Origin of the sequence: Alicyclobacillus hesperidum (assembly GCF_900107035.1) — a bacterium.
In the GTDB taxonomy this organism is placed as follows: Bacteria; Bacillota; Bacilli; order Alicyclobacillales; family Alicyclobacillaceae; genus Alicyclobacillus; species Alicyclobacillus hesperidum.
Genome location: NZ_FNOJ01000010.1, coordinates 26,410 through 50,185, shown reverse-complemented (window position 1 = coordinate 50,185; position 23,776 = coordinate 26,410). Strand labels below are relative to the sequence as shown.

General features: G+C 54.9%; 19 protein-coding genes. 13 read left to right on the top strand and 6 right to left on the bottom strand.

Features of this window, described 5'->3' with window-relative positions:
* Positions 1 to 63: 63 nt before the first annotated feature.
* Positions 64 to 894, bottom strand: a complete 831-nt coding sequence (locus tag BLU70_RS08840) for an SGNH/GDSL hydrolase family protein (protein WP_052012421.1) — start codon at positions 892 to 894, stop codon at positions 64 to 66.
* Positions 895 to 1,126: 232 nt separating this feature from the next.
* Here BLU70_RS08840 and BLU70_RS08835 point away from each other — a divergent pair, with 232 nt between their 5' ends.
* Together BLU70_RS08835 and BLU70_RS08830 are read left to right on the top strand one after the other, a co-directional pair.
* A complete protein-coding gene (locus tag BLU70_RS08835) occupies positions 1,127 to 2,365 on the top strand; it encodes an acyltransferase (protein ID WP_074693283.1) in 1,239 nt (412 codons plus the stop codon).
* 76 nt (positions 2,366 to 2,441) lie between these two features.
* Positions 2,442 to 3,977, top strand: coding sequence for an AMP-binding protein (locus BLU70_RS08830; protein ID WP_074693244.1), 1,536 nt, complete (start codon positions 2,442 to 2,444; stop codon positions 3,975 to 3,977).
* Positions 3,978 to 3,981: 4 nt separating this feature from the next.
* On the opposite strand, the gene BLU70_RS08825 is transcribed toward BLU70_RS08830, so the two are convergent.
* Positions 3,982 to 4,461: a hypothetical protein gene (locus BLU70_RS08825; RefSeq protein ID WP_040290793.1), complete on the bottom strand. Its 480-nt coding sequence runs from the start codon at positions 4,459 to 4,461 to the stop codon at positions 3,982 to 3,984.
* Between the two features lie 186 nt (positions 4,462 to 4,647).
* Between BLU70_RS08825 and BLU70_RS08820 the strand changes: the two genes are divergently transcribed.
* Positions 4,648 to 5,616 (top strand): peptidyl-prolyl cis-trans isomerase, encoded by a 969-nt coding sequence (locus BLU70_RS08820; protein WP_074693243.1) that lies wholly within the window; start codon positions 4,648 to 4,650, stop codon positions 5,614 to 5,616.
* Between the two features lie 84 nt (positions 5,617 to 5,700).
* On the opposite strand, the gene BLU70_RS08815 is transcribed toward BLU70_RS08820, so the two are convergent.
* A complete protein-coding gene (locus BLU70_RS08815; RefSeq protein ID WP_006448155.1) occupies positions 5,701 to 5,910 on the bottom strand; it encodes a DUF378 domain-containing protein in 210 nt (69 codons plus the stop codon).
* A gap of 197 nt (positions 5,911 to 6,107) precedes the next feature.
* Here BLU70_RS08815 and lysA point away from each other — a divergent pair, with 197 nt between their 5' ends.
* From lysA to BLU70_RS08800, 3 genes are all read left to right on the top strand, one after another.
* Entirely contained in the window at positions 6,108 to 7,463 is a 1,356-nt protein-coding gene (gene lysA, locus BLU70_RS08810; protein WP_420865896.1) for a diaminopimelate decarboxylase, read from the top strand.
* A 108-nt stretch (positions 7,464 to 7,571) separates the two neighbouring features.
* On the top strand, positions 7,572 to 9,098 hold the full coding sequence (locus tag BLU70_RS08805; RefSeq protein ID WP_058095385.1) for a fumarate hydratase: 1,527 nt from the start codon (positions 7,572 to 7,574) through the stop codon (positions 9,096 to 9,098).
* Positions 9,099 to 9,459: 361 nt separating this feature from the next.
* Positions 9,460 to 10,755: an Nramp family divalent metal transporter gene (locus tag BLU70_RS08800; RefSeq protein ID WP_074693242.1), complete on the top strand. Its 1,296-nt coding sequence runs from the start codon at positions 9,460 to 9,462 to the stop codon at positions 10,753 to 10,755.
* A gap of 23 nt (positions 10,756 to 10,778) precedes the next feature.
* Here BLU70_RS08800 and BLU70_RS08795 read toward each other — a convergent pair whose 3' ends face one another.
* Positions 10,779 to 12,098, bottom strand: coding sequence for a lipopolysaccharide biosynthesis protein (locus tag BLU70_RS08795; protein WP_074693241.1), 1,320 nt, complete (start codon positions 12,096 to 12,098; stop codon positions 10,779 to 10,781).
* A gap of 176 nt (positions 12,099 to 12,274) precedes the next feature.
* Between BLU70_RS08795 and BLU70_RS08790 the strand changes: the two genes are divergently transcribed.
* The gene (locus BLU70_RS08790; protein ID WP_074693240.1) at positions 12,275 to 14,026 is read left to right on the top strand and encodes a pyrimidine-nucleoside phosphorylase; all 1,752 of its coding nucleotides are present in this window, start codon (positions 12,275 to 12,277) and stop codon (positions 14,024 to 14,026) included.
* Complete coding sequence (gene pepF / locus BLU70_RS08785; protein ID WP_083341224.1) at positions 14,023 to 15,879, top strand: oligoendopeptidase F; 1,857 nt, start codon at positions 14,023 to 14,025, stop codon at positions 15,877 to 15,879. The genes BLU70_RS08790 and pepF overlap by 4 nt, the downstream gene beginning before the upstream one ends.
* Positions 15,880 to 15,947: 68 nt before the next feature.
* On the opposite strand, the gene BLU70_RS08780 is transcribed toward pepF, so the two are convergent.
* Positions 15,948 to 17,234, bottom strand: a complete 1,287-nt coding sequence (locus tag BLU70_RS08780) for a sensor histidine kinase (RefSeq protein ID WP_176780872.1) — start codon at positions 17,232 to 17,234, stop codon at positions 15,948 to 15,950.
* A gap of 159 nt (positions 17,235 to 17,393) precedes the next feature.
* A complete protein-coding gene (locus tag BLU70_RS08775; RefSeq protein ID WP_006448145.1) occupies positions 17,394 to 18,242 on the bottom strand; it encodes a pyrroline-5-carboxylate reductase dimerization domain-containing protein in 849 nt (282 codons plus the stop codon).
* 163 nt (positions 18,243 to 18,405) lie between these two features.
* Between BLU70_RS08775 and BLU70_RS08770 the strand changes: the two genes are divergently transcribed.
* The 5 genes from BLU70_RS08770 to secG all read left to right on the top strand — a co-directional run bounded on the left by BLU70_RS08770 (position 18,406) and on the right by secG (position 23,657).
* On the top strand, positions 18,406 to 19,593 hold the full coding sequence (locus BLU70_RS08770; protein WP_074693239.1) for a phosphoglycerate kinase: 1,188 nt from the start codon (positions 18,406 to 18,408) through the stop codon (positions 19,591 to 19,593).
* 30 nt (positions 19,594 to 19,623) lie between these two features.
* Positions 19,624 to 20,391, top strand: coding sequence for a triose-phosphate isomerase (gene tpiA / locus BLU70_RS08765; protein WP_074693238.1), 768 nt, complete (start codon positions 19,624 to 19,626; stop codon positions 20,389 to 20,391).
* On the top strand, positions 20,391 to 21,962 hold the full coding sequence (gene gpmI, locus BLU70_RS08760) for a 2,3-bisphosphoglycerate-independent phosphoglycerate mutase (RefSeq protein WP_040290783.1): 1,572 nt from the start codon (positions 20,391 to 20,393) through the stop codon (positions 21,960 to 21,962). Before tpiA ends, gpmI begins: the two co-directional genes overlap by 1 nt.
* Positions 21,963 to 22,080: 118 nt before the next feature.
* On the top strand, positions 22,081 to 23,361 hold the full coding sequence (gene eno / locus BLU70_RS08755; RefSeq protein ID WP_074693237.1) for a phosphopyruvate hydratase: 1,281 nt from the start codon (positions 22,081 to 22,083) through the stop codon (positions 23,359 to 23,361).
* A 53-nt stretch (positions 23,362 to 23,414) separates the two neighbouring features.
* A complete protein-coding gene (gene secG / locus BLU70_RS08750) occupies positions 23,415 to 23,657 on the top strand; it encodes a preprotein translocase subunit SecG (protein WP_006448140.1) in 243 nt (80 codons plus the stop codon).
* The last annotated feature ends 119 nt before the right edge of the window (positions 23,658 to 23,776 follow it).

Below are 23,776 nucleotides of genomic sequence, written 5' to 3'. Positions count from 1 at the left end.
CCATCTATTATAACGCGCTGGTCGGAAATCGATCTTCGTTTTCGATAAAAAATGTTGTACGATTTACGCGGTTGTCGTTTGTGAAGGTTTCGATGGAATGAAGACAGGGGACGCAACAGGTAGCTTCGACATCATATCTTGGACGAGCAGTTGTGCAGCGAGAGCGTGGCCGTTCGCATTTGGATGCCAACCGTCGCCCATGTACGAGACAATGCTTTCATGATGAGCCGACAGATACTGCTTCATCTGATCGAATACGTTAAATACGTACACGTTGGGATTATGGAAGCTGTCTGCCACTTGTATCTCGCTGTTCATCAGGTTTTGTTGTGCCACGCGGTAGGTAGTATACGAGGCCTTTGAAACTGGTGTCGTGACAAGTATCACGCTTGCATGATGCGCAAGTGCTTCGCTGATTTGCCAGCGAATCTCACCGTCGTACACGGCGAACGGGGTTTTTTGCGCCAAGTCGTCGAGTCCTCCCCATGCGATCACGACAAAATTCGGCTGGTATGTGTCCAACCAGTCGACGTATGAGTCGCGGATGGTCAGGACGCCGCGGCCCGGTTGCGCCTTATCGATGACTTCGTAGGTGGTTGGCGTCAGGACGGACATGGCGTCAAACGCGCGTTGGAGGTAGCCGCCCTCTTGTGGATTATCTTTCCACCCGCGTGCGACGGATGATCCAATGATGAGCACGCGTATGGCCTCCGCGTTGTTAAGGCCAACAGGTGCCATTGCATTTGATGCGGAAGGACCTGATGGGAGGGATGCCGACGCATGCTCAGGCGGCGTCGACGAAGGCTCGGCAGCATGCACAAGACGCATGGGCGCCAGAATTGCGAAAGCCATGAGGCCAGTGGTCAATGCCCAATTCCGAAATGACTGCTTCATGCTCTAGTGCCTCCTGCATAGCGGGATCGCGCTTAGGTTACCGTACCTAAGCATTAGGTTGACACAACTGTCTCAAATTCGGATTAAAATTGTGTTTTTACGTCCAAAGTTCATCTTGCGAATTTCGATTTAATCTTGCCTGCACGTCGTATTGTGGCACTTGGACCTGGATCGCATGTAAACTAGGTGTATCGTTTTTGATAAAACTTTGATGTTTTTCAACGGCAATTCAATGTCCATCCCATATACTCGGTTCGTCATACGTCTCGGCAGGCGGAAGGAGGGGGTTCAACTGAAAAAGCCACATCTGTATGAGATCGATTTGATGCGTGCATGTATTATTCTGGGGGTCATCTGTGTTCACGTCTTGTCTGGTTTTAACGTAAAAACACCAACGGATTCAGGCCTGAATATCGCCTCAGGCATTCTGATCATGACGTTTCACTTTACCCGTGAAGCTTTTATGTTTATCACCGGTCTCGTATTGTTTTACACCTATTACGATCGTTCGTTTTCGGTCTTGTCCTTTTGGCGCAAGCGTCTGCTCCTGATTGCCATTCCGTATGTGGCGTGGACCACCATTTATATTTTGTTTGAGGGTACGTATCTGACAAAGTTCCAATGGACGCGCTCGTACTTGATACATGAATTTACCGGCGGTTTGCTTACCGCCAATCAGTTCTTCATGTATTTTCTGCTTGTGTCCATGCAACTCTATGTTCTGTTTCCTTTGATGGTGCGCTTCATGCGTCGTTTTGAGCGTTTCCACGTGTGGATATTCGCTGTCAGCTTTGCAGTTGAAATCGCCATTATGATTTGGAATCAGGCGTCATTGCAGTTTGTGAATATTTATCAATTGCCTGCGTGGCTTGGCGACCTTGTCCGCTATCGCGACCGCATCATCTTTACGTATGAATTCTGGTTTATAGCGGGTGCCTTGATGGCTATTCATTATACGAAAATTAAGGCTTGGGCTCTCAGCCATGCGCGGATGGTTGTTGTCGTGCTGTGCGGCGCTTGGCTCGCGTTGTTTGGATTCTACTTTCTCAATCGTTTTGCGTTTGCTCTCGTCGGTCAGCGCGTTCTTGATACGTTGCAACCCATCATGGTTCCCTATAGTCTCGTGGTCGCGCTCGTTCTTTGGCTGCTTGGACTCAAGTGGCAGAACGTGAGTAAAGAGCCGAATATGCACGCCGTGAGCAAAGTGATCCGCTTCTTTGGCGGCGTCAGCTTTGGCATCTTCTTAATTCACCCTATTGCTTTGCACTTTGTCGATAAGTTGAGCCAGCTCGTCCACGGGCCCTTGGCTGTACACTTTGCATTCGTCCCGCTGTGGATTGCTTTGACGTATGTGTTATCGGGCGGGGCAGCGTACTGTATCGGCAAGATTCCGTATCTCGGGTATATCGTCGGTGAAAAGGCCAATTGGCCGCGAGTGCAAAAGAGTCATCCAGTATCTAATGTCGTTTGATTTGACCTTATTTTTAGCCGCATCGAATCGGCAGATTTCACGTTTGCCACCGGCAAACAGAATGAGGTGTTCCATCATGTCCAGACTACTACGAGCTTTAGATGACGCACTGCAAAGCGACAGTGTGGCAAAAGTATTTGACCTAGAGCGTTGGCACGACGCAGGTCAATTAAAGGCAGACATCGCAGCGGTAAGGGCAACCCTGTTTCGCATGGGAGTCACCTCTGGCGAACAGGTGATGGTTGCTGTGCCCAACTCGTACGCGTTCGTCGTTAGCTATTTAGCCTGTTTGTACCATGGCGCGGTGGTGGTGCCCATCAATCCGGAGACCCCAGCAGCCGAACTGTCACGTGTCATGGAACGGTTCTCAGCGCAGGCGGCGCTCGTCGTGGCAGGAGCGAGCGACGCCTGGGCTGGCGAACTTGAAGCCTCCGGCTTCGTAAAGTGCGAAACCAATCATACAGACGGTCTATCCGGGCTTTCGGTTCAATCTTGGTCTTTACAAGAAGCAAAGCCTGGTCTGAGCGCTAAGGGGGAGCCGTCCGACGACACGCCAGCTGTGCTGATGTTTACGTCCGGCACGACCGGCAAGCCCAAAGGTGTGTTGTTACAACACCGTCATTTGTTCGCCGCCGCAAACAACGTGATCGGCAGTCACGAATTGACCGAACGAGATGTGGCGTACTGCATCTTGCCATTGTTCCACATCAATGCACAGGTCATTGTTCTGCTCTCGACAATCCTGTCGGGGGGACGCGTGGTGATGTGTGACAAGTTTCACGCGTCATCGTTCTGGGAAGATATTCGACGGCATGGCGTGACATGGGTGTCGTGCGTACCAACGATTCTCTCCATCCTTACAAAGTTGAATGCGCCGAAGGAAGCGGCGAAGGGCCTGCGCTTTTTCCGATCCGCATCGGCGCCGCTCACGCCGGCGATTGGGGCGAGGATCGAAGCAATGTACGACGTGCCGGTAATCGAGTCGTATGGCATGACCGAGGCAGCAGGACAAATTTGCGTAAATCCTCTTCCCCCAGGCGTCCGTAAGTCCGGATCGGTTGGCAAGCCCTATGGGCTGTCACTCGCGATTGTCGATGCAGACCATCGGCCGCTACCGGCATATGAGTTGGGCGAGATTGCGATTCGAGGCAACAACGTCATCGAAGCGTATGTCGGGATGGAGCCTTCCCCAGACGAAGGATATGGCGAAGGATGGATCTACACAGGCGATCTCGGATATCAGGATGATGACGGGTATGTCTATATCACAGGCCGCGCGAAAGAAATTATCAATCGTGCCGGTGAGAAGCTCAGTCCGCGGGAGATTGAGGATGTGCTCAATGCGCATGAGGACGTGGCGAGATCGGCCGTCGTAGGATTACCTGACGCGATGTACGGGGAGCGTGTTGTCGCTTGGGTCGTGCCACAAGATCCGGATCGAGTGCAGGCCGAGGCGTTGCGGGAGAGTTTGCATGAAATTTGCGCAACACATTTGGCAAAGCACAAGTGCCCGTCGCAAATCGTGATCGCGCGATCGCTCCCAGTCAACGCGACGGGAAAGGTACAAAAGCACATCTTGCGCGAGATTGAACCACGCGATATGCTGGCATAGTCGTTTAGAGCCACGTCTGGGGAGGACGAGGCGGAGACTGTTCAAGGGCGTTAAGTGGCTTTGCATTCGCTCGTTCAGTGCGATCCGCCTCTGACCGGAGAGCCTCTATCTTTCGATTGACATCCTCCATGGCGGCACCGATGCTCTCTAGTTGGCGCTGCATGGCGGCGAGTTCCTCCAATCGCCGATTTGCCTCTTTCAATTCCCTATAGAGTTGGGCAGTAGCATTGGGCACTGCCGCCGGTTTGCGAGAAGGACGCACTGGCGGTTTGGATGGCGGCTTCTGCACTGTCGGTGCTTGTTGGATCTTGTTTTTTCTTGCGGTTGCAGGCTGGCGAAGCAGTTGGCGACCGCTGTTTTTTTCAGAATGCGTCGCGGTGGTGGTTTGCTCACTTGGTTGTGCCTTCACTGTGCGTTCTGCCTCGTAGTAGGCGCGCAAAAGCATCGGCAGCCAGCGCAGCCGTTCCAGTCTGATTCGCCTCATACGTCTCCCTCCTCTGTACACCGTATGCAGAGTCCGCGTATGATGCATGGGCCGCCGTCGCTTACAGATTGAAGGTTCCGTTGTTTTGCAACGTTCAACGTATGAATATGGGACGAGCTTCAAGCAAATTTAGAATCATCCTTGCTACCGTATTGGTGATGAATGGTCAGTCTGAGGAGGAAGTAGATGAAGAACGCAAGAAAGTGGATATCACCGGCCATCGGCGCAGCTGCAGGTGCGGTCATCGTCGGGGGCGTCTGGTTTGGAACATATATCGTCCACGGATCTGGTTCCGTGATCGCGATGGTAGGTGGGAAACCCATCACGCGTTCCGCATTGCTTGCCGAGACGCAAGCTTACGCCGGCGCATCCATGTTGGAGGAGTTGATTTCGAACCAACTGATTCAGGATGCGGCTGCGAAGAAGAACATCACGGCCACGCAATCGGAAATTAACCAGCAATTGGCCGCCCTCGAAGCTCAAAATGGCATTACTTCCGATTCCGAATTGACGTCGGTTCTCGCGCAGAATCATATGACAAAAGCCCAATTGCTTGATCAGATTCGCGTTTCGGTTCTCGAACAGAAGCTGGCCGAATCCAAGGTCAATGTAACGGACGAAGAGATCCAGAATTACTACAAGCAGAACAAGTCGTCGTTTGCCGTTCCCGAGACACGCGCGCTGTCTGATATCGTCGTGGCGACGAAGGCGAAGGCAGAGCAGATTGAAAATGATTTGCGGCAAGGAAAGTCATTTGCACAACTTGCCAAAGCGTATTCCACCGACTCATCGACAAAGGCCAAGGGAGGAGCTATGGGGACGTTTTCCGAAGCTGAACTCTCGGCTTCGGAACCGGCCATCGCGACGGCCGCTTTTAAGCTGGCCAAGGGTCAGGTCAGTCAGCCCATCGCGGTAAGCGGTAGTTATGAGATTGTGCAATGTACGGCCGTAAACCCGGCGCATACGCCGTCATTAGCAGAAGAGCGTTCGGCCATCATTCAGGCCATCAAGCAACAGAACGCGGAGTCCGAACCTCAATTGGTCGCTCAGCTCATCAAGTCGGACAAGGTGAATATTCTCGATCCGACTTATTCAAGTGTATTGACCCAGTTGGAGAATCCCACCACGACTTCGACTTCGTCGTCAGGGTACTAAAGGATACGCCAAAGCTATGAAGCATAAGGGGCTGTTCCAAACCGATACCTGGAACAGCCCCTCTCGATTTTGCCGCAAAAATAGTCAGGCCCTTGGCGTTTGACTTTTCGCGAGCACCGAAAACAGCTGCCAGAGTGCTCCGAGGCCTACCACGCCATAGACGAAACGCGAAAGGGTGGTGGTTCCAAACAATGCGTCAACGACGTTCATGTTTGCAAACCCGATGAGTCCCCAGTTCAATCCGCCAATGATGATAAGCGCCCAAGCGATCCAGTCGATCGCGCTCCAACGCATGGGTACACCCCCCAACTAGTTCAGCGCCGCATAAGCATAGCGTGATCGAGACCGTTCGTTTGTATGCAATGGGAATCTTCGGATAGCACGACTTGGCTATGGCGGTTGCACGAAGATGCGACTATACTTATGTCTGAATCTTTATGCAGAGTTTCGAACCGTGGCGGGGGTTTTATAGAGAAATAAGAAAGACATCCATGACAGGAGTGGAGAATGTGGCTCAGGACATGACAACGATACCGACGCGGGTCGATGCGCACGTCGAGATCGATGCCCTACATCATCTGCGTATCGGCGGCTGCGATGCCGTGGAATTGGTCAACAGCTACGGAACACCGCTTATTGTCTACGACGAGGACGTCATGCGTCGCACGATTCGCGCATTCCATAACGTCTTTCGCGCGGCGGGGGTACCGTATCAAATTTCGTATGCGAGTAAAGCGTTCTGCACGTTGGCCATGTGTCAATTGGTCTACGAGGAAGGGTGTGGTATCGACGTCGTGTCCGGCGGCGAGTTACACACGGCGCTGAGCGCAGGCGTACCCGCAAAGGCTATTCACATGCACGGCAACAACAAGACCGTCGAAGAATTGCGCTACGCACTCGAGGCGGAAATTGGGGCCATCATCGTCGACAACTTCTACGAACTCAATTTGCTCGATGAGCTGACCCGCGAGTACGGGCGCGAAGTCGACGTCTTACTCCGCGTGGCGCCTGGCGTCGAAGCGCATACGCACGATTTTATTGCGACTGGTCGGCAGGACAGCAAGTTTGGTTTCGATCTCGCAAGCGGGCAAGTGCAAACGGCGCTTCGCCAGTTGACAGACTTACCATTTCTGCGCTGTGTCGGTGTGCATGCGCACATCGGCTCACAAATCTTCGATATCGAAGGCTTTCAGTTGATGATTGAACGTCTGGCGGAAGTTTATCAGTACGGGCTGCAAAAGCTGGGGTTGCCTTTCCGCATTCTCAATGTCGGCGGGGGCTTTGGCATTCAGTATACCGACGAGGATGCGCCGCCGACGACCGAGATATTGGCGGCCGTGATCGAAGCCGTCAAGATGGCCTTTAGCAGCCGCCGTATGCCATTGCCCACCATCTGGATTGAGCCAGGGCGGAGCATTGCGGGTCCGGCGGGAGTGACTCTTTACCGCGTGGGCAGCCAAAAGCAGATCCCTGGTGTTCGCAATTATCTCGCGATCGACGGTGGTATGACCGACAATCCCCGGCTGGCCTTATACGGTGCGAAATATCATGCGGTCTATGCCAACCGCGCCGATGCTGCACCGGAAGACACTTGGTCGATTGCAGGGAAGTGTTGTGAAAGCGGCGATATGCTCATTTGGGATGCAGCGTTACCCAATCCGCAGCCGGGAGATATCCTCGCCGTCTTTGCGACGGGAGCATACACCTACTCGATGGCGAGCCATTATAACCGCATTCCCAAACCCGCGGTCGTATTTGTTCGCGACGGTAGCGCGGAACTCGTCGTCCAACGCGAGACTTGGGCTGACTTGATGCGTCGGGACTTGCCGTTACCAAAGCGTACGTGACAGGATTTCCGGCTTTTGCATACGGGCGATCCCGCTGTCTCTGTCCGCAAGTGATATACTTGTGGGTGGAGATAAGGTTCGCGCCGTTTGCGAAAGGGGATATTTCTGGTGACTACGAAAGCGTTTGAAAGCCTCCTTGCATTGATTACAGAGACCTCAACCAATTTGCCCCCAGACGTTCGCCGCGCCATTAAACGAGCGCAGCTCGAAGAAGAACTTGGTACCCGTGCATCCATCGCGCTCAATACCATCGTCGACAACATCGTGTCGGCGGAGGAAGATGTCCAACCCATTTGTCAGGATACAGGCATGCCCACGTTTATCGTGCATTGCCCTGTGGGATTCAACCAGATTGCATTTGAGCGCGAGATCGAAGCTGCGGTGCGCGAAGCGACAAAACTCGGGAAATTGCGCCCAAATTCGGTGGATCCGCTGACCGGAAAGAATACGGGTGATAACCTTGGCGAGGGCACTCCGGTCGTTCACTTTCACCAATGGGAGCGCGACGAGGTAGAAGTGAAGTTAATTCTCAAAGGCGGCGGTTGTGAAAATAAAAACATTCAATACGCCTTGCCGACAGAATTGCCAGGCCTTGGACGTGCCGGGCGGGATCTCGATGGCATTCGCAAGTGTATACTGCACGCAGTGTACCAAGCGCAAGGACAGGGTTGCAGTGCTGGTTTCATCGGCGTCGGTATCGGCGGCGACCGGACAACCGGATACGAGTTGGCGAAGGAGCAGCTGTTCCGCTCACTTGATGACGTCAATCCGAATCCCCAGCTTGCTGAGCTCGAGGATTACATTCTGGACAAGGCAAATCAGCTTGAGATTGGTACGATGGGCTTTGGCGGTAAGGTGACGTTGCTTGGTTGCAAAATTGGCGTGCGCAATCGCATTCCAGCGAGCTTCTACGTCTCTGTGGCCTATAACTGTTGGGCATTCCGTCGGTTGGGCGTCGTTCTGGATCCGGCGACAGGCGAGATTCGGCACTGGTTGTACAGGGATAACGAAGAGAAGTTGGAGCGGCCGACCCATGCGTTCGCCACGGACAGCGCGATTGTCCTTGAAGCGCCCATTAGTGAGGAGCAAATCCGCAAGTTAAAGGTCGGCGACGTCGTGTTGATCCGCGGCGAAATGCATACTGGCCGCGACGAGATTCACAAGTACTTGATGAAGCACGATGCACCTGTCGATCTTAGCGGCGGTGTCTTGTACCATTGTGGTCCCGTGATGCTGAAGGACGATGATGGTACGTGGCATGTTAAGGCGGCCGGGCCGACGACGAGTTCCCGCGAGGAGCCTTATCAGGCGGACATCATTGAGAAGTTCGGCATTCGCGCCGTCATTGGCAAAGGCGGTATGGGGGAAAAGACCTTGCAGGGGCTCAAAAAGTCCGGTGCCGTCTACCTCAATGCGATCGGCGGTGCGGCACAGTACTACGCGAAGTGTGTCAAACGGGTCAATGGCGTCGACTTTCTGGAGCAATTTGGGGTGCCGGAGGCGATGTGGCATTTGGAAGTTGAAGGCTTCCCAGCCATCGTCACAATGGATGCCCATGGCAACAGCTTGCATAAAGACGTTGCGGATGAATCGCTTGTGAAACTGGAGGACCTTAAGGAGCCAGTATTCGTATAAGTCCTTTGCTTCGATATCTCTTACATCGGCAAGGCGGACGATATCTCTCGTTCGCCTTGCCGTTCATTTGTTAAGGCGAAAGATTCACATTGATTGGCGGAGAATATCGACAGTCGGGCATCTTCAGCCATACTGACGGATAAGACACGTAACGACGTGGCTATAACGGAAATGATCCTCGTATTCAAAAAACAAAAAGAGTTTCCCTCGCGAAAAATTTTTACCCATATCCAAAATGTTGAGGCACGTTTTCGGTGGAAGGGTATATAATATAACCAGAAAGTTTCCCGAGACTAAAACTGTTGCACATATACAACAAGCGTGGCTCATCAGACCCATTCGGGGAGAAGGAGGAATATCCGTGAGCGTATCGACTTCGCATGTGGAACGGGAGAGCAAGGCGGTTTCTGCAGCAAGGGCGTCTCTCGATCAGCGGCGACGAGGATTGCGCGCGTTGCTCCCGTTCTTGGGACCGGCGTTCGTCGCGGCCGTTGCCTATGTGGATCCTGGTAACTATGCGACCAATATACAAAGCGGGTCCGAATTCGGCTACAAATTGCTATGGGTCGTGATTCTCGCCAATCTTATGGCGATGTTAATTCAGAACATGTCAGCAAAGCTTGGCATTGCAACGGGTAGGAGCTTGCCGGAGATGTGCCGGGATCATTTTCCTGCTTGGCTAACCTACGTCATGTGGGGATTTTCTGAAGTTGCAGCCATGGCAACAGATATTGCTGAGTTTTTGGGGGCAACGCTGGGCTTGAATTTACTGTTTCATATTCCGATGATTATCGGAACCCTTTTAACCGGTGTTGTCACGTATTTCATCCTCATGCTTGAACGTTTTGGCTTTCGGCCGCTCGAAAAGTTTATCACGGCCTTCGTCGTCGTCATTGCGCTGTGCTATGTCGTCGAGACGGCATTTGCACGGCCCAACTGGGGAGCCATTGCGTATCACAGCTTGGTACCGTGGCTCGGCAATCAAAATGCCGTTCTGTTGTGCGTTGGCGTGATTGGCGCAACCGTGATGCCACATGCGGTCTACCTGCACTCAGGTTTAACGCAACGCCGCATTGTTGCACGCAACGCAGATGAAAAGCGAAAGATTGCGCGATTTAACACGAAAGAAGTCGTTATCGCGATGTCGCTCGCAGGGTTCGTCAACTTGTCCATGATGTTTATGGCGGCATCCGTATTTCATGGCACAGGTCATGTTGGTGTTGCAGACATCGGGACGGCATACAAGACGCTGACACCGCTACTTGGTTCGGCTGCCGCAGCCGTCTTTCTCATTTCCTTGCTGGCGTCCGGGTTTTCCAGTTCTGCCGTCGGCACGATGGCTGGCCAGGTGATTATGCAAGGTTTTGTCGGATTCTCCATCCCTCTCTGGGTGAGGCGCGTGGTGACCATGTTGCCAACCGTCATCATCGTTGCCCTCGGTGTCAATCCGACGCAGACTCTCGTGTTGAGCCAAGTCATCTTGAGTGTCGTGTTGCCAATGCCCATTGTCGCGCTCGTCTATTTCACAAGCAAGCCGTCCATCATGGGCAATCTCGTCAACCGTCGCCTAACGAGCGTACTCGCCGTCGTGTGCGCCGTTGTGATTGTCGTGCTTAATGCGATTCTGCTCTATTTGTCCTTTGGCGGCGCGTTGTAATAGCTAATGCGTCCAATCGCCGCCTATGCCCGGCGCAGTACGCGACGGCGCAAGGCGCGGGCGATGTCACGATATGGTGCGAAGTCCTCGCGGCGCAATTGCCAAAGAGCGCGACTATCCCGTTTGGCTGTACGGTGGTACCAAGACACGTACAGCGCAAGCTCGAAGATATACGAAATGGTCGACGCGATGGAAGCTCCATACATGCCTAACAGTGGGATTAAGCCAAGGCAGATGAGCGCGTTTGCCCCGATCACGCAAAGATTCACCCACATCAGTGTCAAGGGCTTGCCTTGGGCATTCGTGAAATACTGCGAGATCACATTTGCTGTCGCCTTCAAGACGAGGCCTGGCAGCAGTACATAAAACGGCCCGATGGCATGGCCGTATTTGCTCCAACTGTAAATTGCCACGAGTACAGGCATACCGACTGCTAAAACGATGGCTCCGAGCGTCGAAGTGATCAAGGTCTGGCGCGCTGCGCGTTCGGTGATGGCGCCTGCGTCGTCGGTTGTCGCCGCGGTAACGCGGTGAAACACCATGGTTGAAATGGTTTGCGTCAGTGTGTTCAGAATCTCTGCGGCCGCCACGGCCACACCGTAAATGGAGATGATGGTTGCACTGTGCGTCGTCAAAAGCATCCAAAAGTCTGTTCGATAATTTACATAACCTGTGACAATGGCCAGCGACGATGCCGTGCCATAACTGTATAAGCCACGCCACTCCACGCTTGACCATCGCCACTTGAGAACGTCTCGGAATCCCAGTGCACGATAGGCGACAAACAACGTCATGACGACGCAAACAATCCACGACAGTAGCCAAATGCGGAATGTCCATAACAGTCGTAGGCTGTCCTTTAAATGTGGCTGAAAGCCAATGAAGACAAGGTAACAAACGAGAAAAACGACCGCCTGAGCGATGTTTGCCCGGTTTAACCACGAGATTTCGCCGAGGGAGTTCAGTAGTTTCGAACTATAGCCGAAAAGAAATGTCAGTGGCATTCCGAAGAGTGCAAATGTGACGGTCAGGGATGGATGGCATAACCAAGCCACCAAGGCCGCCGCAATCCACACGAGAACACTAAAGGCGTACATGACGAGATTGCCCATTTGCACGATACGAGCTTTATCATCGGGGCGCCTAGGCAATGCGTAAGAAAAGTAGTTCGTATAGCCGCCAGAGAAGGACTGCCCGAGCGTTGCGATGGTGGTCGACAACTGGAATTCACCGCGGCTGGCTGTCGGCAAGTAACGAGCGGCAATCGCGCTGTTGAGAAACGTTAGGGCGGATGAAGCCCCGCGGTAGACAAAGCTGTATAGGGTCAACTTCCGTTCGCTCACGGTTTTGCACTCCGTCCATCTGTCGTTTGTTTCGACAATCTTCCACAACCAGTTTACTGTACCATGAAACCTGCCGAGAATGGTGATTTTCGAGCCGTCGCAAACGTTGGATTGTTATGGTAGGATGGTGTTCAAGTTTTCGCAAAAGGTACGGCGGATAAGGAGGAGCGCACGCGATGCTGCGGGCTGTAGATTTAATTGACAAAAAGCGCAGAGGCTCGGCCTTATCGGACGAGGAACTTGCATTCCTGGTAAAAGGCTATCTGGCCGGAGACGTTCCCGATTATCAAATGAGTGCGTGGCTTATGGCGGTCGCGTTTCACGGCATGAGTGACGCTGAGCTGAGCGCGTTTACCGCATGTCTGGCACAATCCGGCGAAACCCTCGACCTGTCGCTCGTCCCCGGTGTGAAGGTCGATAAACACAGCACTGGCGGGGTTGGCGATAAGACTACCATCGTCATTGCGCCGCTGCTTGCCGCATTGGGTGTGCCGATGATCAAAATGTCGGGACGCGGTCTTGGCCATACGGGCGGTACCATCGACAAGCTCGAATCCATCCCAGGCTTTCGCACCGATTTGACCATCCCAGAAATGATTGCACAAGTGGAGCGTATTGGTGTGGCGCTGGCAGGACAGACCGCGGAACTGGCGCCAGCCGACAAGCGAATCTACGCATTGCGCGATGTGACAGCCACTGTAGAGTCGTTGCCACTCATCGCAAGCTCCGTCATGAGCAAGAAGCTGGCGAGCGGTGCCGACGCCATCGTTCTCGACGTCAAGGTGGGTGACGGCGCGTTTATGAAAACGCTGGCAGATGCGAAACGCCTGGCGCGAACGATGGTTGAGATTGGAAATCGTGCTGGACGGCGCACCGTTGCCGTGCTGTCCAGTATGGAACAGCCTTTGGGGCAGGCCATCGGCAACGCGCTCGAGATCGCCGAAGCCATTGCCGTCTTGCGGGGCGAGGGACCGCAGGATCTCACTGAGGTCTGCCTTGCGCTGGCTTCCGAAATGGCTGTGCTCGCTGGTGTGGCGGACGATGCAGCGCAGGCCAGGGAGATGTTGCAGGACGCTATCGCCGACGGGCGCGCCTTGGCCAAGTTGCGGGCGTGGGTTGCAGCCCAAGGCGGCGATGCAAAGATCGTGGACGATCCGGCGCGATTGCCGCAGGCCCCGGTCAAACAAGCGTGGACCGCGCCTTACGACGGGTTTGTCAAGGAACTGCCGGCACTCGCCTTCGGCTCGGCGGCGATGCGCCTTGGTGCAGGCCGATCGAAAAAGGACGACATCATTCATCCTGCCGTCGGCATCGTCGTCCACAAAAAAGTCGGGGATCGGGTCAATACAGGTGAGCCCGTGTTCACCGTTCACGCCATCGACCAGCCGTCGGCACAAGCGTGTATCGACGAATTGACGCAAATCATTCGTCTCGTGGAGCAGCCTGTATCCTCGTTGCCACTCTTGCTAGGCCGTGTGCAGGGTGGCGATGAAGACGCCGACGAGTTGCTTGCGGCGGCTCAGAGGGCGCGTAAGAACGCCTATGTGCCGTATTCCGGCTTTGCTGTCGGCGCGGCATTGCGGCTTACAGACGGGCGAATCATCGAAGGAGCAAACATTGAAAATGCGTCGTATGGTCTGACAAACTGCGCCGAGCGCACCGCCATCTTTGCGGCTTTGGCCGCCGGCCGGGAAACCCAAGAACGGCCCGGCATTGCCGAAATCGCCGTGGTTGCGGATGCACCCGAGCCCGTCTCGCCATGTGGCGCCTGTCGGCAGGTGATGGCAGAGTTTTGCCCACCGGAGACCCCGGTTGTCCTTGCCAATTTGCAGGGGGATGTCTTGCGAACCACCGTCGGTTCATTGTTACCAGGCGCCTTTGGGGCGGCGCAAATGGTCTACACACGTGTGGAGGAGGCGGATGTATGAGTAGAGAAAGGGATATGAGCAAGCGCGTTCGGGAGTTCGGAGCGAGCCTTAGGGCGAGTGAAGTTCGGGGCAAGCCCCGCGTTGAGATCGATCCGGCGTATCGCTGGAATCTTGAAGACATCTATGCCAGCGAGGCGGATTGGCAAAAGGACGCACAGCGCCTCCAGGCGTTGGTCCAAGCGTTCGCAAGTCGACAGGGCACGCTGGGAAGATCCGCCGCCGATCTCTTGGCCGCGTTACAGAACCACGACGAGATCGGCATGGTCGCGGGAAAGCTATATGTGTATGCGAAGATGAAGCTCGACGAAGACACGGCGAACGGCGCGGCGCAGACCTTGTTCAATCAGGCTATGTCCCTGCTCGTTCAGGCGAACGCCGCAACGTCGTTTTTTGTACCGGAGATTTTAAGCGTGGACGCGCATCAGCTGCAGGCGTTTGTCGACGCCACGCCCGAACTGCACGTGTATCGGTTTGCACTCGAGGAAATTACGCGCCAGCGCGATCACGTCCTGTCCCCAGAAGCTGAGCAATTGCTTGCGCAGTTTGGCGAAGTGCTGGGTGCGCCTTCCGACATCTTTGAAATGTACAACAACGCCGACATGGTGTTTCCGACCATCGAGGATGAGCATGGGCAACCTGTCGAGATTACGCACGCGGTGTATCACGAGCTTTTGGAGCGAAAAGATCGCGACGTGCGCGAACGAGCCTTCACGGCGGTCTACGACACATACAAGCGGCATCGCAACACGATTGCGGCGGTGTATGCGGCAAACGTCAAGCGCAACGCGATCAACGCGCGCATTCGTAACTTCCCGTCGGCTCGTGCTGCATCGCTCGATGCGGAGAACATCCCTGTCGCCGTGTATGACAACCTGATTCAGGCCGTCGGCGAGTCACTGCCTGCCCTGACGAAATATCTGGAACTGCGCAAGCGCGTGCTCGGGGTCGACGAGTTGCAGATGTGGGACTTGTACGTGCCCCTTGTCGCGGACGTCGATTGGAAAATCCCTTATGACGAAGCAAAGGCCATCGTACTTGATGCCGTAAAAGTCTTTGGCGACACGTATCACGACGCTGCCATGCACGGGCTGAACAGCCGCTGGGTCGACGTTTACGAGACGCGCGGCAAGCGCTCAGGAGGCTATTCCTGGGGCACGTATGGCACGCATCCCTACATTCTGTTGAATCACACCGACACAGTGCAGGATATGTTCACGCTTGCGCATGAGTTGGGCCATTCCATGCATAGCTACTTTTCGCGCAAGACGCAACCGTACGTGTACAGCGATTACACATTGTTCGTCGCCGAAGTCGCGTCAACGTGCAATGAGGCGATTCTCTACGACTATCTTGGGCGCATCATCGAAGATCCGGCGAAGCGCGCTTATCTCCTCAATCAGCAACTCGAAACCATCCGCGGTACGCTGTTGACTCAGACGTTGTTTGCGGAGTTCGAAAAGATGACGCACGATCACGTTGAACAAGGCGGGGCCTTGACTGCCGACTGGCTCGACGAGACGTTTTACCAGCTCAACGTGAAGTATTACGGAGACGCCGTCCATGTCACCGACATCATGGCGCACGGTTGGATGCGCATTCCGCATTTCTATTCGGCGTTTTACGTCTACAAGTACGCGACAGGCATTTCCGCCGCCATCGCGCTCTCGCGCAAAATCCTCGGCGAGGGACAACCTGCCGTGACGGCCTACTTAAACTTTTTGTCTGCGGGGAGTTCGGACACATCCATCGAATTGCTACGCAAGGCTGGCGTGGATATGACATCCCCGGAGCCAGTGCGCCAAGCTTTGCTACAGTTTGAACAACTCGTGGATGAACTTGGGGAAGTGTTGTAAGAGGCAGAATGTCGAGAGGGGCACACAGATGGGGCGCCCCTCTTTTTTCGTATATTTGGTTTGCTGAATTATGTAACGGGTTGCGTTTTCGGCAGATGAATGGAGACCACGGTCCCGCAATTGAGTTCAGAGTTAACCGTGATACGACCGCGGTGTGCCTCGACGATGTGTTTGCTGACAAACATGCCAAGCCCTGTGCCAGACGGCTTTGTCGTATGGAATGGGCGAAACAGTTGGCGCGTATCGGCGATCCCGCAACCGTTGTCGACAATCGAGATGTCGATATCGGCGCCGCGGTCTACCAGAACCAGGTTGACCGTGCCGTTTGTGCGTCCTTCACAGGCGTGTACAGCGTTTTGAACTAAATTGATGAGCACTTGTTTAATGCGGCCTGGACGAACCGTTGCAAATACAGACTCGGAGGGAACTGAACAGGTCAGCTCAACCCCGCATAAACTCGCCTCGGGTTGAAGAAAATGGCACACGGATTGTAACAGATGACAAACGTCGATGGATTGAAGCCATTCGTGATCGGGCCGCGACAGCCCCATGAAGTCCTCAAGAAGTTCCTGGATCCTATCCAATTCGCGAATGGTTAACTGCAAGTACGCCTTGTCTGTCTGCTCGCAACGTTCGCCAAACAACTGCAAAAAACCGCGGGCGGTCGTTAGCGGGTTGCGAATCTCGTGTGCGATGCCGGCACTGAGTTGCGCCAAGGCCGACACCTTTTCGAACTCCTGAAGTTTCGTTCGTAGGCGGTCGATCAAGGATCTTCCACGGTCGATAGGAGGTTGGCTTTGTAGGCTTGTCCAGATTTGCGCAACGCTGTATGCTATAGCGCTTGCCGTCTGCCTGACAAAGAGATTCGGCACGGCCGTCCGCGTCACCAACACAATGTTGCGAAGTCCGGAACCGTTCCCATCCGACACGCTGACCATTGCCACTTGCCAACTATCCCGCCAAGGGTGTTCTTCTAGCCATACGACTTCGTTGCGCTGCAAACCCCGCCCTTTGTCCAGCGCTCCGGTCACGCAGGGAAATAGGCTGCCAGGTGTCAACGACTCAAGTCGTTCGTCGACGGAGGCGGTCCGTTGTCCGCTTTCATTGACGGTTCGGTCAAGGATCACGCCATCCGCATCGAGCACCAGGCAGACGAGCGACTCGGGAAATGGGAAGTCTACGACAAAGTCACGTACGACACCACAAAACGCCTCGTGTTCCACAAGTCTGCGCTCGAAGTCGAGAACGCGCGGGCGTCTGTTCCCCTCGTCTGTACAAGCGTGGTCGGACGTCTGCAGGACGTGCGTGTTCAATGCGACGTCTTCGAATCTGATACTTGCCGAAGCATAGCTCACCTTGAGTAACCACCTTTTTGGATCGCACGCTCGTGTCAACAAATGTTTTGAAAACATTATGCTTTCCGTTCAATTTTTTGACAAGTGTATCGTGTGGAATTCATGCATATTCGACAAAGGTTGTCAGAATTCGCCTTGATACTCGGCCGAAATCCCGGTCTAGCGAGCGTCGCGCGCGGGCAGCGGTGTAATGGATCGACTGGGCTGCGCATGTCGAGCTGTCACTTCATGGAGCTTAACAAACATCTCTTCGGCTCCCGCCAGCGCTTCTAAACCCGCTTCCGTAACGCCGCCTGGCACGCAGATTTGTTCGAGAACCCGCCCAAAGTCCATGCCTTGCTCAAGCATGGCTGCAAGACCAATCAACGTGTTGGTCACAAGCGACTGCGTTTCAGCATAGGGGATACCACTGACGCGACTGGCAGCCATGGCCCACGTTTGGCACAGATAAGCTAGGAACGCAGGACCGCAACTTGTGAGATCCGAACAGACGCGTACATCTGTATCGCGCACGACATAAGGTTGACCGATACGTGCAAGCCTACGTTCAACTGCTTGCGAAACGGCGCGCTCCACGTTATCGGGGTAGGTAATCAGCACCACACCCTTTTGCACCGATTGGGTCAGACTTGGCACAATTTTAATTGGCGTGGCTGTGGTGAGCCGCTGCCAGCGGGCGAGATCGACCGTGCTAATTGTCGTGAGCAGCAACTGCTCCGCGGTCAGGTAACGTCCCAGTTGCTCGGCGACGCGTTCGCCGTCGACAGCTTTTGTGCAGACGACGATCACGTCGGATAGCGCGGCGATTTGCTGCAATGTGTCACAAATGACAATCTGCGGACAGCTCGCTGCAACGGCCTCAGCCTTTGCGCGCGATCGGTTATATACGTAAACGGTCTCGTCGGACGTCTTTGCGAACGCCCTCGCCAACATGCCGCCCATGTGGCCTGTGCCGATGATTCCGATGGTCATGTGCCGCCACCTCCGATGCGATCTCGCTTTTGTCATTCATATTCAGCAAGCTCGGCCGATAGTCCGGACGGCCCTGCGAGGGGCACCTGGTCCACCGAAACAGCTAAAGTACTTTTGGCATAGGAAGTGGTCTGGTACAATACAACTGCGAACACAACACCCGTGCAAAGAGACAAGCAGGAGATGGGAGGTCTTTTCTGTGCCAAAACGAACGATTGAGGACGTCGCATGGCGCGGTAAGCGCGCGTTAGTTCGTGTCGATTTCAACGTCCCGATGAACGATGGGGGCGAAATCACGGACGATACGCGCATTCGCGCCGCACTGCCGACGATTACATACCTATCTGATCACGGCGCTCGCGTCATCCTCATGAGCCACCTTGGCCGGCCGAAGGGCGAGCGCAGCGAAAAGTATTCCTTGGCTCCCGTGGCTCGTCACTTACAATCGCTGTTGCCAGATAAATCGGTGTCGTTCTGCCCGGATGCGATTGGCGAGACTGCGGAACAAGCGGTCGCCGCGTTGGCCGACGGCGCCATTCTCGTTTTGGAGAATGTCCGTTTTTACGCTGGCGAAGAGAAGAACGACAGGGACCTCGCGAAGCAGTTGGCAGAACTCGGCGACGTGTTTGTGAACGACGCGTTTGGTACTGCGCATCGCGCACATGCGTCTACGGCGGGTATCGCGGATTATTTGCCGTGTGTTGCGGGCTTCTTGATGGAAAAAGAGGTTGGCGTGATGGGCGAGGCGCTCGCCAATCCGGAACACCCGTTTGTTGCCATCATTGGTGGTGCCAAGGTATCGGATAAAATCAGTGTGATTGAAAACCTTTTGCCCAAGGTCGATGCATTGCTCATCGGTGGGGGCATGGCGAACACGTTCCTCTCCGTGCAGGGTTATGACATGGGCAAGTCGCTTGTCGAGGCGGATGCGAAAGGGACGGCAGCGCGTCTGCTTGAACTTGCCAAACAGCACAACAGCCGTCTGTTGCTTCCGGTCGATGTCGTCGCCGCCAAGGCGTTTTCTGCTGATGCGGAGCATGCGGTGCGCAACGTGGATGCCGTCCAACCTGACGAGATGGCGCTCGATATTGGCCCGGAGACGGTAAAACAGTATCAGGCGGAAATTCGCAACGCGAAAACGGTGATCTGGAACGGCCCGATGGGCGTGTTCGAGATGCCAGCCTTTGCGAAGGGCACGTTTGCGATTGCAGAAGCGATGACCGAAGCAGACGCAACGACCATCGTTGGTGGTGGCGACTCTGTGGCAGCCGTGGAACAGGCGGGGGTGGCGGACAAGATGTCGCACGTGTCGACGGGCGGCGGCGCTTCACTCGAATTTCTTGAAGGCAAGTTGTTGCCTGGGGTTGCGGTTATCGCAGAGAAGTGACTTCGCCCAGTTGAGGAAGGAGGCGCGTCCATGGCAAGAACACCTTTGCTCATGGGCAATTGGAAGATGTATAAAACGGTCGCTGAGGCGCGATCGTTTGCGGAATCGCTTGGGCAGCAATCGGCGGCCCTGGTCGACGGTGTCGAATATGCCATCTGTGCGCCATATACAAGCTTGCACGTTTTGCGCGTGATGTTGCCCGCAAACGTGAAGGTTGGGGCGCAAAACGTGTATCCTCAGAAAGAAGGGGCGTATACGGGCGAGATCGCGCCGGGCATGCTTGCCGAATTCGGGACGCGTTTCGTCCTGGCTGGACATTCTGAGCGCCGCATGTTGTTTAACGAGTCGGATCAGATGGTCAACCACAAGGTTCGGGCCATCGCGGAAGCTGGCATGATCCCGGTGCTGTGTGTCGGCGAGAATTCTTCGCAGAAGCAGGACGGTATTACGAAGGAAGTCGTGACGGGTCAGGTGCAACAAGGCCTGGATGGCCTGTCACAAGAACAAGTCGCACAGGCCGTGATTGCCTACGAGCCCGTCTGGGCGATTGGCTCGGGCAAGACGGCGACCCCAGAGGACGCGCAGTACGTGGCGAGCGAGATTCGCGCACTGGTTGCTGATCTGTTCGGAGCAGAGGCGGCTGCTTCGGTGCGCATTCTTTACGGCGGCAGTGTGAAGCCTGACAATATTGCGTCTTTTGTTCGCGAGGCAGATATCGACGGCGCGTTGGTCGGAGGAGCGAGCCTTGAACCGTCCTCGTTCGTCGAGATGGCGCAGGCACTGAAGGGGGTTATCTGATGGCGGATGCGGCTTTTGCACGTCGATCCCGCCCGAGTGGCAAGGGACCGGTGGCGCTGATCATTTTGGATGGCTTCGGTCTCAATCCAGTGCACGAAGGTAACGCGGTGTATCTGGCCAAGACGCCAACGTTTGATCATCTTTGGCAGACATACCCTCATACGCAGCTACAGGCAAGCGGCGAAGCAGTCGGGCTACCGGAAGGCCAGTTCGGCAATTCGGAAGTCGGTCACTCAAACATTGGGGCTGGTCGCGTCCTGTATCAAGATTTGACCAAGATCACCAAGGCCATTCGCGATGGCGACTTTTATCAGAACGAGGTTCTAAAGCGGGCGATGAATGCCGCCGTTCGCAAGAACAAGACTCTGCATCTTTGTGGTCTGGTTTCGGATGGCGGTGTACACAGCCATATCGACCATCTACTTGCGCTTTTGCGCATGGCTGCTGGCTTGAACGTCCAGAAAGTCGCAGTTCATGCGTTTCTGGATGGACGCGACACGTCGCCCAAGACTGGTGCAGGCTTCATCCGCCAAGTCGAATCGTTGATGGCCGATCTCGGCATCGGGCAGATTGCGACCGTCGTCGGCCGCTACTATGCGATGGATCGCGATCGCCGGTGGGAGCGCGTCGCAAAGGCCTACAACGCGATGGTGCATGCAGAAGGCGAGCAAGTTACAGACCTGGTGCAGGCTGTGGAAAAGAGTTATGCCAATGATGTCACTGACGAGTTCGTGTTGCCCATTGTCCACGTCGATGCGCAAGGCAAACCGGTTGCGACCGTGGAGGACGGAGATTCGCTGATTTTCTTCAACTTCCGGCCGGACCGTGCCATTCAATTGTCGCAGGCGTTTACAGACAGCGAGTTTCATGGGTTCGATCGCGGTGCCAATCCACCGTCTGTGCACTTCGTTTCGATGACCAAGTACAGTGATACGGTGGGTGGCGAGATCGCATTCCCGCCTGACAGTCCGCATGACACATATGGCGAAGTGGTCTCGCGGGCAGGACTTACGCAACTGCGCATTGCCGAGACCGAGAAATTCCCACATGTGACGTTTTTCTTCTCTGGTGGCCAAGAGGCTGAATTTCCCGGCGAAGAGCGGATTCTCATTCCGTCGCCGAAGGTTGCAACCTACGACCTGAAACCGGAGATGAGCGCGTACGAAGTCGCGGAAGCAGCAGCCAATCGGATGCGATCCGGCGAGATCGACACAATGATCTTGAACTTTGCCAACCCGGACATGGTCGGGCACACAGGATCACTTGAGGCAGCCATTAAGGCCTGTGAAGCGGTCGACGAGTGTCTTAAGACTGTGCTCGATGCCATCGCTGCGGTCGACGGGGTGGCGATTGTCACGGCCGATCACGGCAATGCGGACGTGATGGTGTTCCCGGACACGCATGAAGTGTGCACCACGCACACGACCAATCCGGTGCCATGCATTGTCACTTTGCCGGGTGTAAAGCTTCGCGCTGATGGCATTTTGGCCGATTTGGCACCGACTTTGCTCGATTTGCTCGGCGTACAGCAGCCGCCGGCAATGACAGGTAAGTCGCTCATCGTCAAGTGATTGGCCACGTCGATAGGATAACGGTACGGCTGGAGGTTGAACCTTCGGTTGACATAGGCATGACCGCGGCGGGGAATACAACCCGCGTGGGATTTCAAATTTGAGGGAGTGGATCGGAATGTCTGAGATCTTTGACGTACATGCTCGCGAGGTACTTGATTCGCGCGGCAATCCGACGGTGGAAGTGGAAGTGGAACTGGAGAGTGGCGCAATGGGTCGCGCCATCGTTCCATCCGGCGCATCGACTGGCGCACACGAGGCCGTGGAACTGCGCGATGGCGACAAGGGGCGTTATTTGGGCAAGGGCGTGTTGAACGCCGTCAAAAACGTCAACGAAGTGATCACGCCGGAACTCATCGGCGAGGAAGCGCTGGATCAAGTCGCGATCGACGAACTGTTGATTGGTCTCGACGGTACGCCAAACAAGGGCAAACTCGGCGCCAACGCCATCCTGACCGTGTCGATGGCGGTTGCGAAAGCCGCGGCTGCTGAGCTTGGTTTGCCGCTGTATCGCTATCTTGGCGGCTTCTATGCGCGCACGCTGCCGACGCCGATGATGAACATTTTGAACGGCGGTAAGCATGCGGATAACACGGTGGACATTCAAGAGTTCATGGTCGTGCCGCATGGGGCGCAAACGTTCCGTGAAGCGTTGCGGATGGGCGCAGAGATCTTCCATAACCTGAAAAAGGTGCTCTCCGATAAAGGCTTGGCCACAACCGTTGGCGATGAGGGTGGTTTTGCGCCCAACCTGAAGACCAACGAAGAGGCCATTCAGATTATCGTCGAGGCCATCGAGAAAGCTGGTTACAAGCCGGGTGAGCAGGCTTCCATCGCGCTCGATGTCGCATCGACCGAGTTGTACAAAGATGGCGTCTACCACTTTGAAGGAGAAGGCGTGACGCGCTCGGCAGACGAGTTGATTGCGTACTACGAGTCCCTTCTCGGCAAGTATCCTATCGTGTCCATTGAAGATGGTTTGTCGGAAGACGACTGGGAAGGTTGGGCGAAGCTGACGAAAGCCCTTGGCGGTAAACTCCAACTGGTGGGCGACGATCTGTTCGTAACAAACGTACAACGCCTCCAGCAAGGCATTGAGCACCATGTCGGGAACTCGATTCTTGTTAAGGTCAATCAGATTGGCACATTGACGGAGACGTTCGCGGCCATTGAAATGGCGAAGCGCGCTCGTTACACGTCCATCATCTCGCACCGTTCGGGCGAAAGCGAGGACACGACCATCGCCGATATCGCGGTGGCGACCAATGCTGGCCAAATCAAGACTGGGGCGCCAAGCCGCACCGATCGTGTGGCGAAGTACAACCAATTGCTGCGAATTGAAGAAGAACTTGGTGGTGCTGCGCAGTACGCAGGCAAAAGTGCGTTTTTGCACGCTTGACAGCCATGATAGACTAAGACTGGAAAACGACGTGGAGCGGAGGTGACAAGCAGATGATGTTAGCAGCGAAAATCGTCCTCGTGGCGTTGTGCGCGTTGCTCGTCCTTGTCATCCTGCTCCAATCGGGTAGAAGTGCGGGCTTGTCGGGCGTCATTACAGGCGGTTCCAACCAAATGTCAAATCGGCGCTCCAAGGGACTCGATTCGTTTCTCGGCAAAGTGACGGTCGTGCTGGCGATTTTGTTGTTCTTGGTGACCATGCTGATTGCGGCCTTTTACCACTACAACATTCATTGAACCGTCTGCGGCCAGATTTTTGTATGTCAAGGGGCTGCTCGCTGTGCATCCTAGTGATGACAGAGGGCGGGCCCCTTTTTCGCGCGAAGACGCGACTTTGATCGGAGTGATAGAGTTGG

Bases quoted from the DNA above. Each gene is read 5' to 3' on its own strand.
- tpiA (WP_074693238.1), top strand. From the start codon at position 19,624: ATGGCAAGAACACCTTTGCTCATGGGCAATTGGAAGATGTATAAAACG.
- BLU70_RS08775 (WP_006448145.1), bottom strand. From the start codon at position 18,242: ATGACAAAAGCGAGATCGCATCGGAGGTGGCGGCACATGACCATCGGA.
- BLU70_RS08825 (WP_040290793.1), bottom strand. From the start codon at position 4,461: ATGAGGCGAATCAGACTGGAACGGCTGCGCTGGCTGCCGATGCTTTTG.
- BLU70_RS08835 (WP_074693283.1), top strand. From the start codon at position 1,127: ATGTCCATCCCATATACTCGGTTCGTCATACGTCTCGGCAGGCGGAAG.
- pepF (WP_083341224.1), top strand. From the start codon at position 14,023: ATGAGTAGAGAAAGGGATATGAGCAAGCGCGTTCGGGAGTTCGGAGCG.
- secG (WP_006448140.1), top strand. From the start codon at position 23,415: ATGATGTTAGCAGCGAAAATCGTCCTCGTGGCGTTGTGCGCGTTGCTC.
- BLU70_RS08830 (WP_074693244.1), top strand. From the start codon at position 2,442: ATGTCCAGACTACTACGAGCTTTAGATGACGCACTGCAAAGCGACAGT.
- lysA (WP_420865896.1), top strand. From the start codon at position 6,108: ATGACAGGAGTGGAGAATGTGGCTCAGGACATGACAACGATACCGACG.
- BLU70_RS08840 (WP_052012421.1), bottom strand. From the start codon at position 894: ATGAAGCAGTCATTTCGGAATTGGGCATTGACCACTGGCCTCATGGCT.
- BLU70_RS08820 (WP_074693243.1), top strand. From the start codon at position 4,648: ATGAAGAACGCAAGAAAGTGGATATCACCGGCCATCGGCGCAGCTGCA.
- eno (WP_074693237.1), top strand. From the start codon at position 22,081: ATGTCTGAGATCTTTGACGTACATGCTCGCGAGGTACTTGATTCGCGC.
- BLU70_RS08790 (WP_074693240.1), top strand. From the start codon at position 12,275: ATGCTGCGGGCTGTAGATTTAATTGACAAAAAGCGCAGAGGCTCGGCC.
- BLU70_RS08815 (WP_006448155.1), bottom strand. From the start codon at position 5,910: ATGCGTTGGAGCGCGATCGACTGGATCGCTTGGGCGCTTATCATCATT.
- gpmI (WP_040290783.1), top strand. From the start codon at position 20,391: ATGGCGGATGCGGCTTTTGCACGTCGATCCCGCCCGAGTGGCAAGGGA.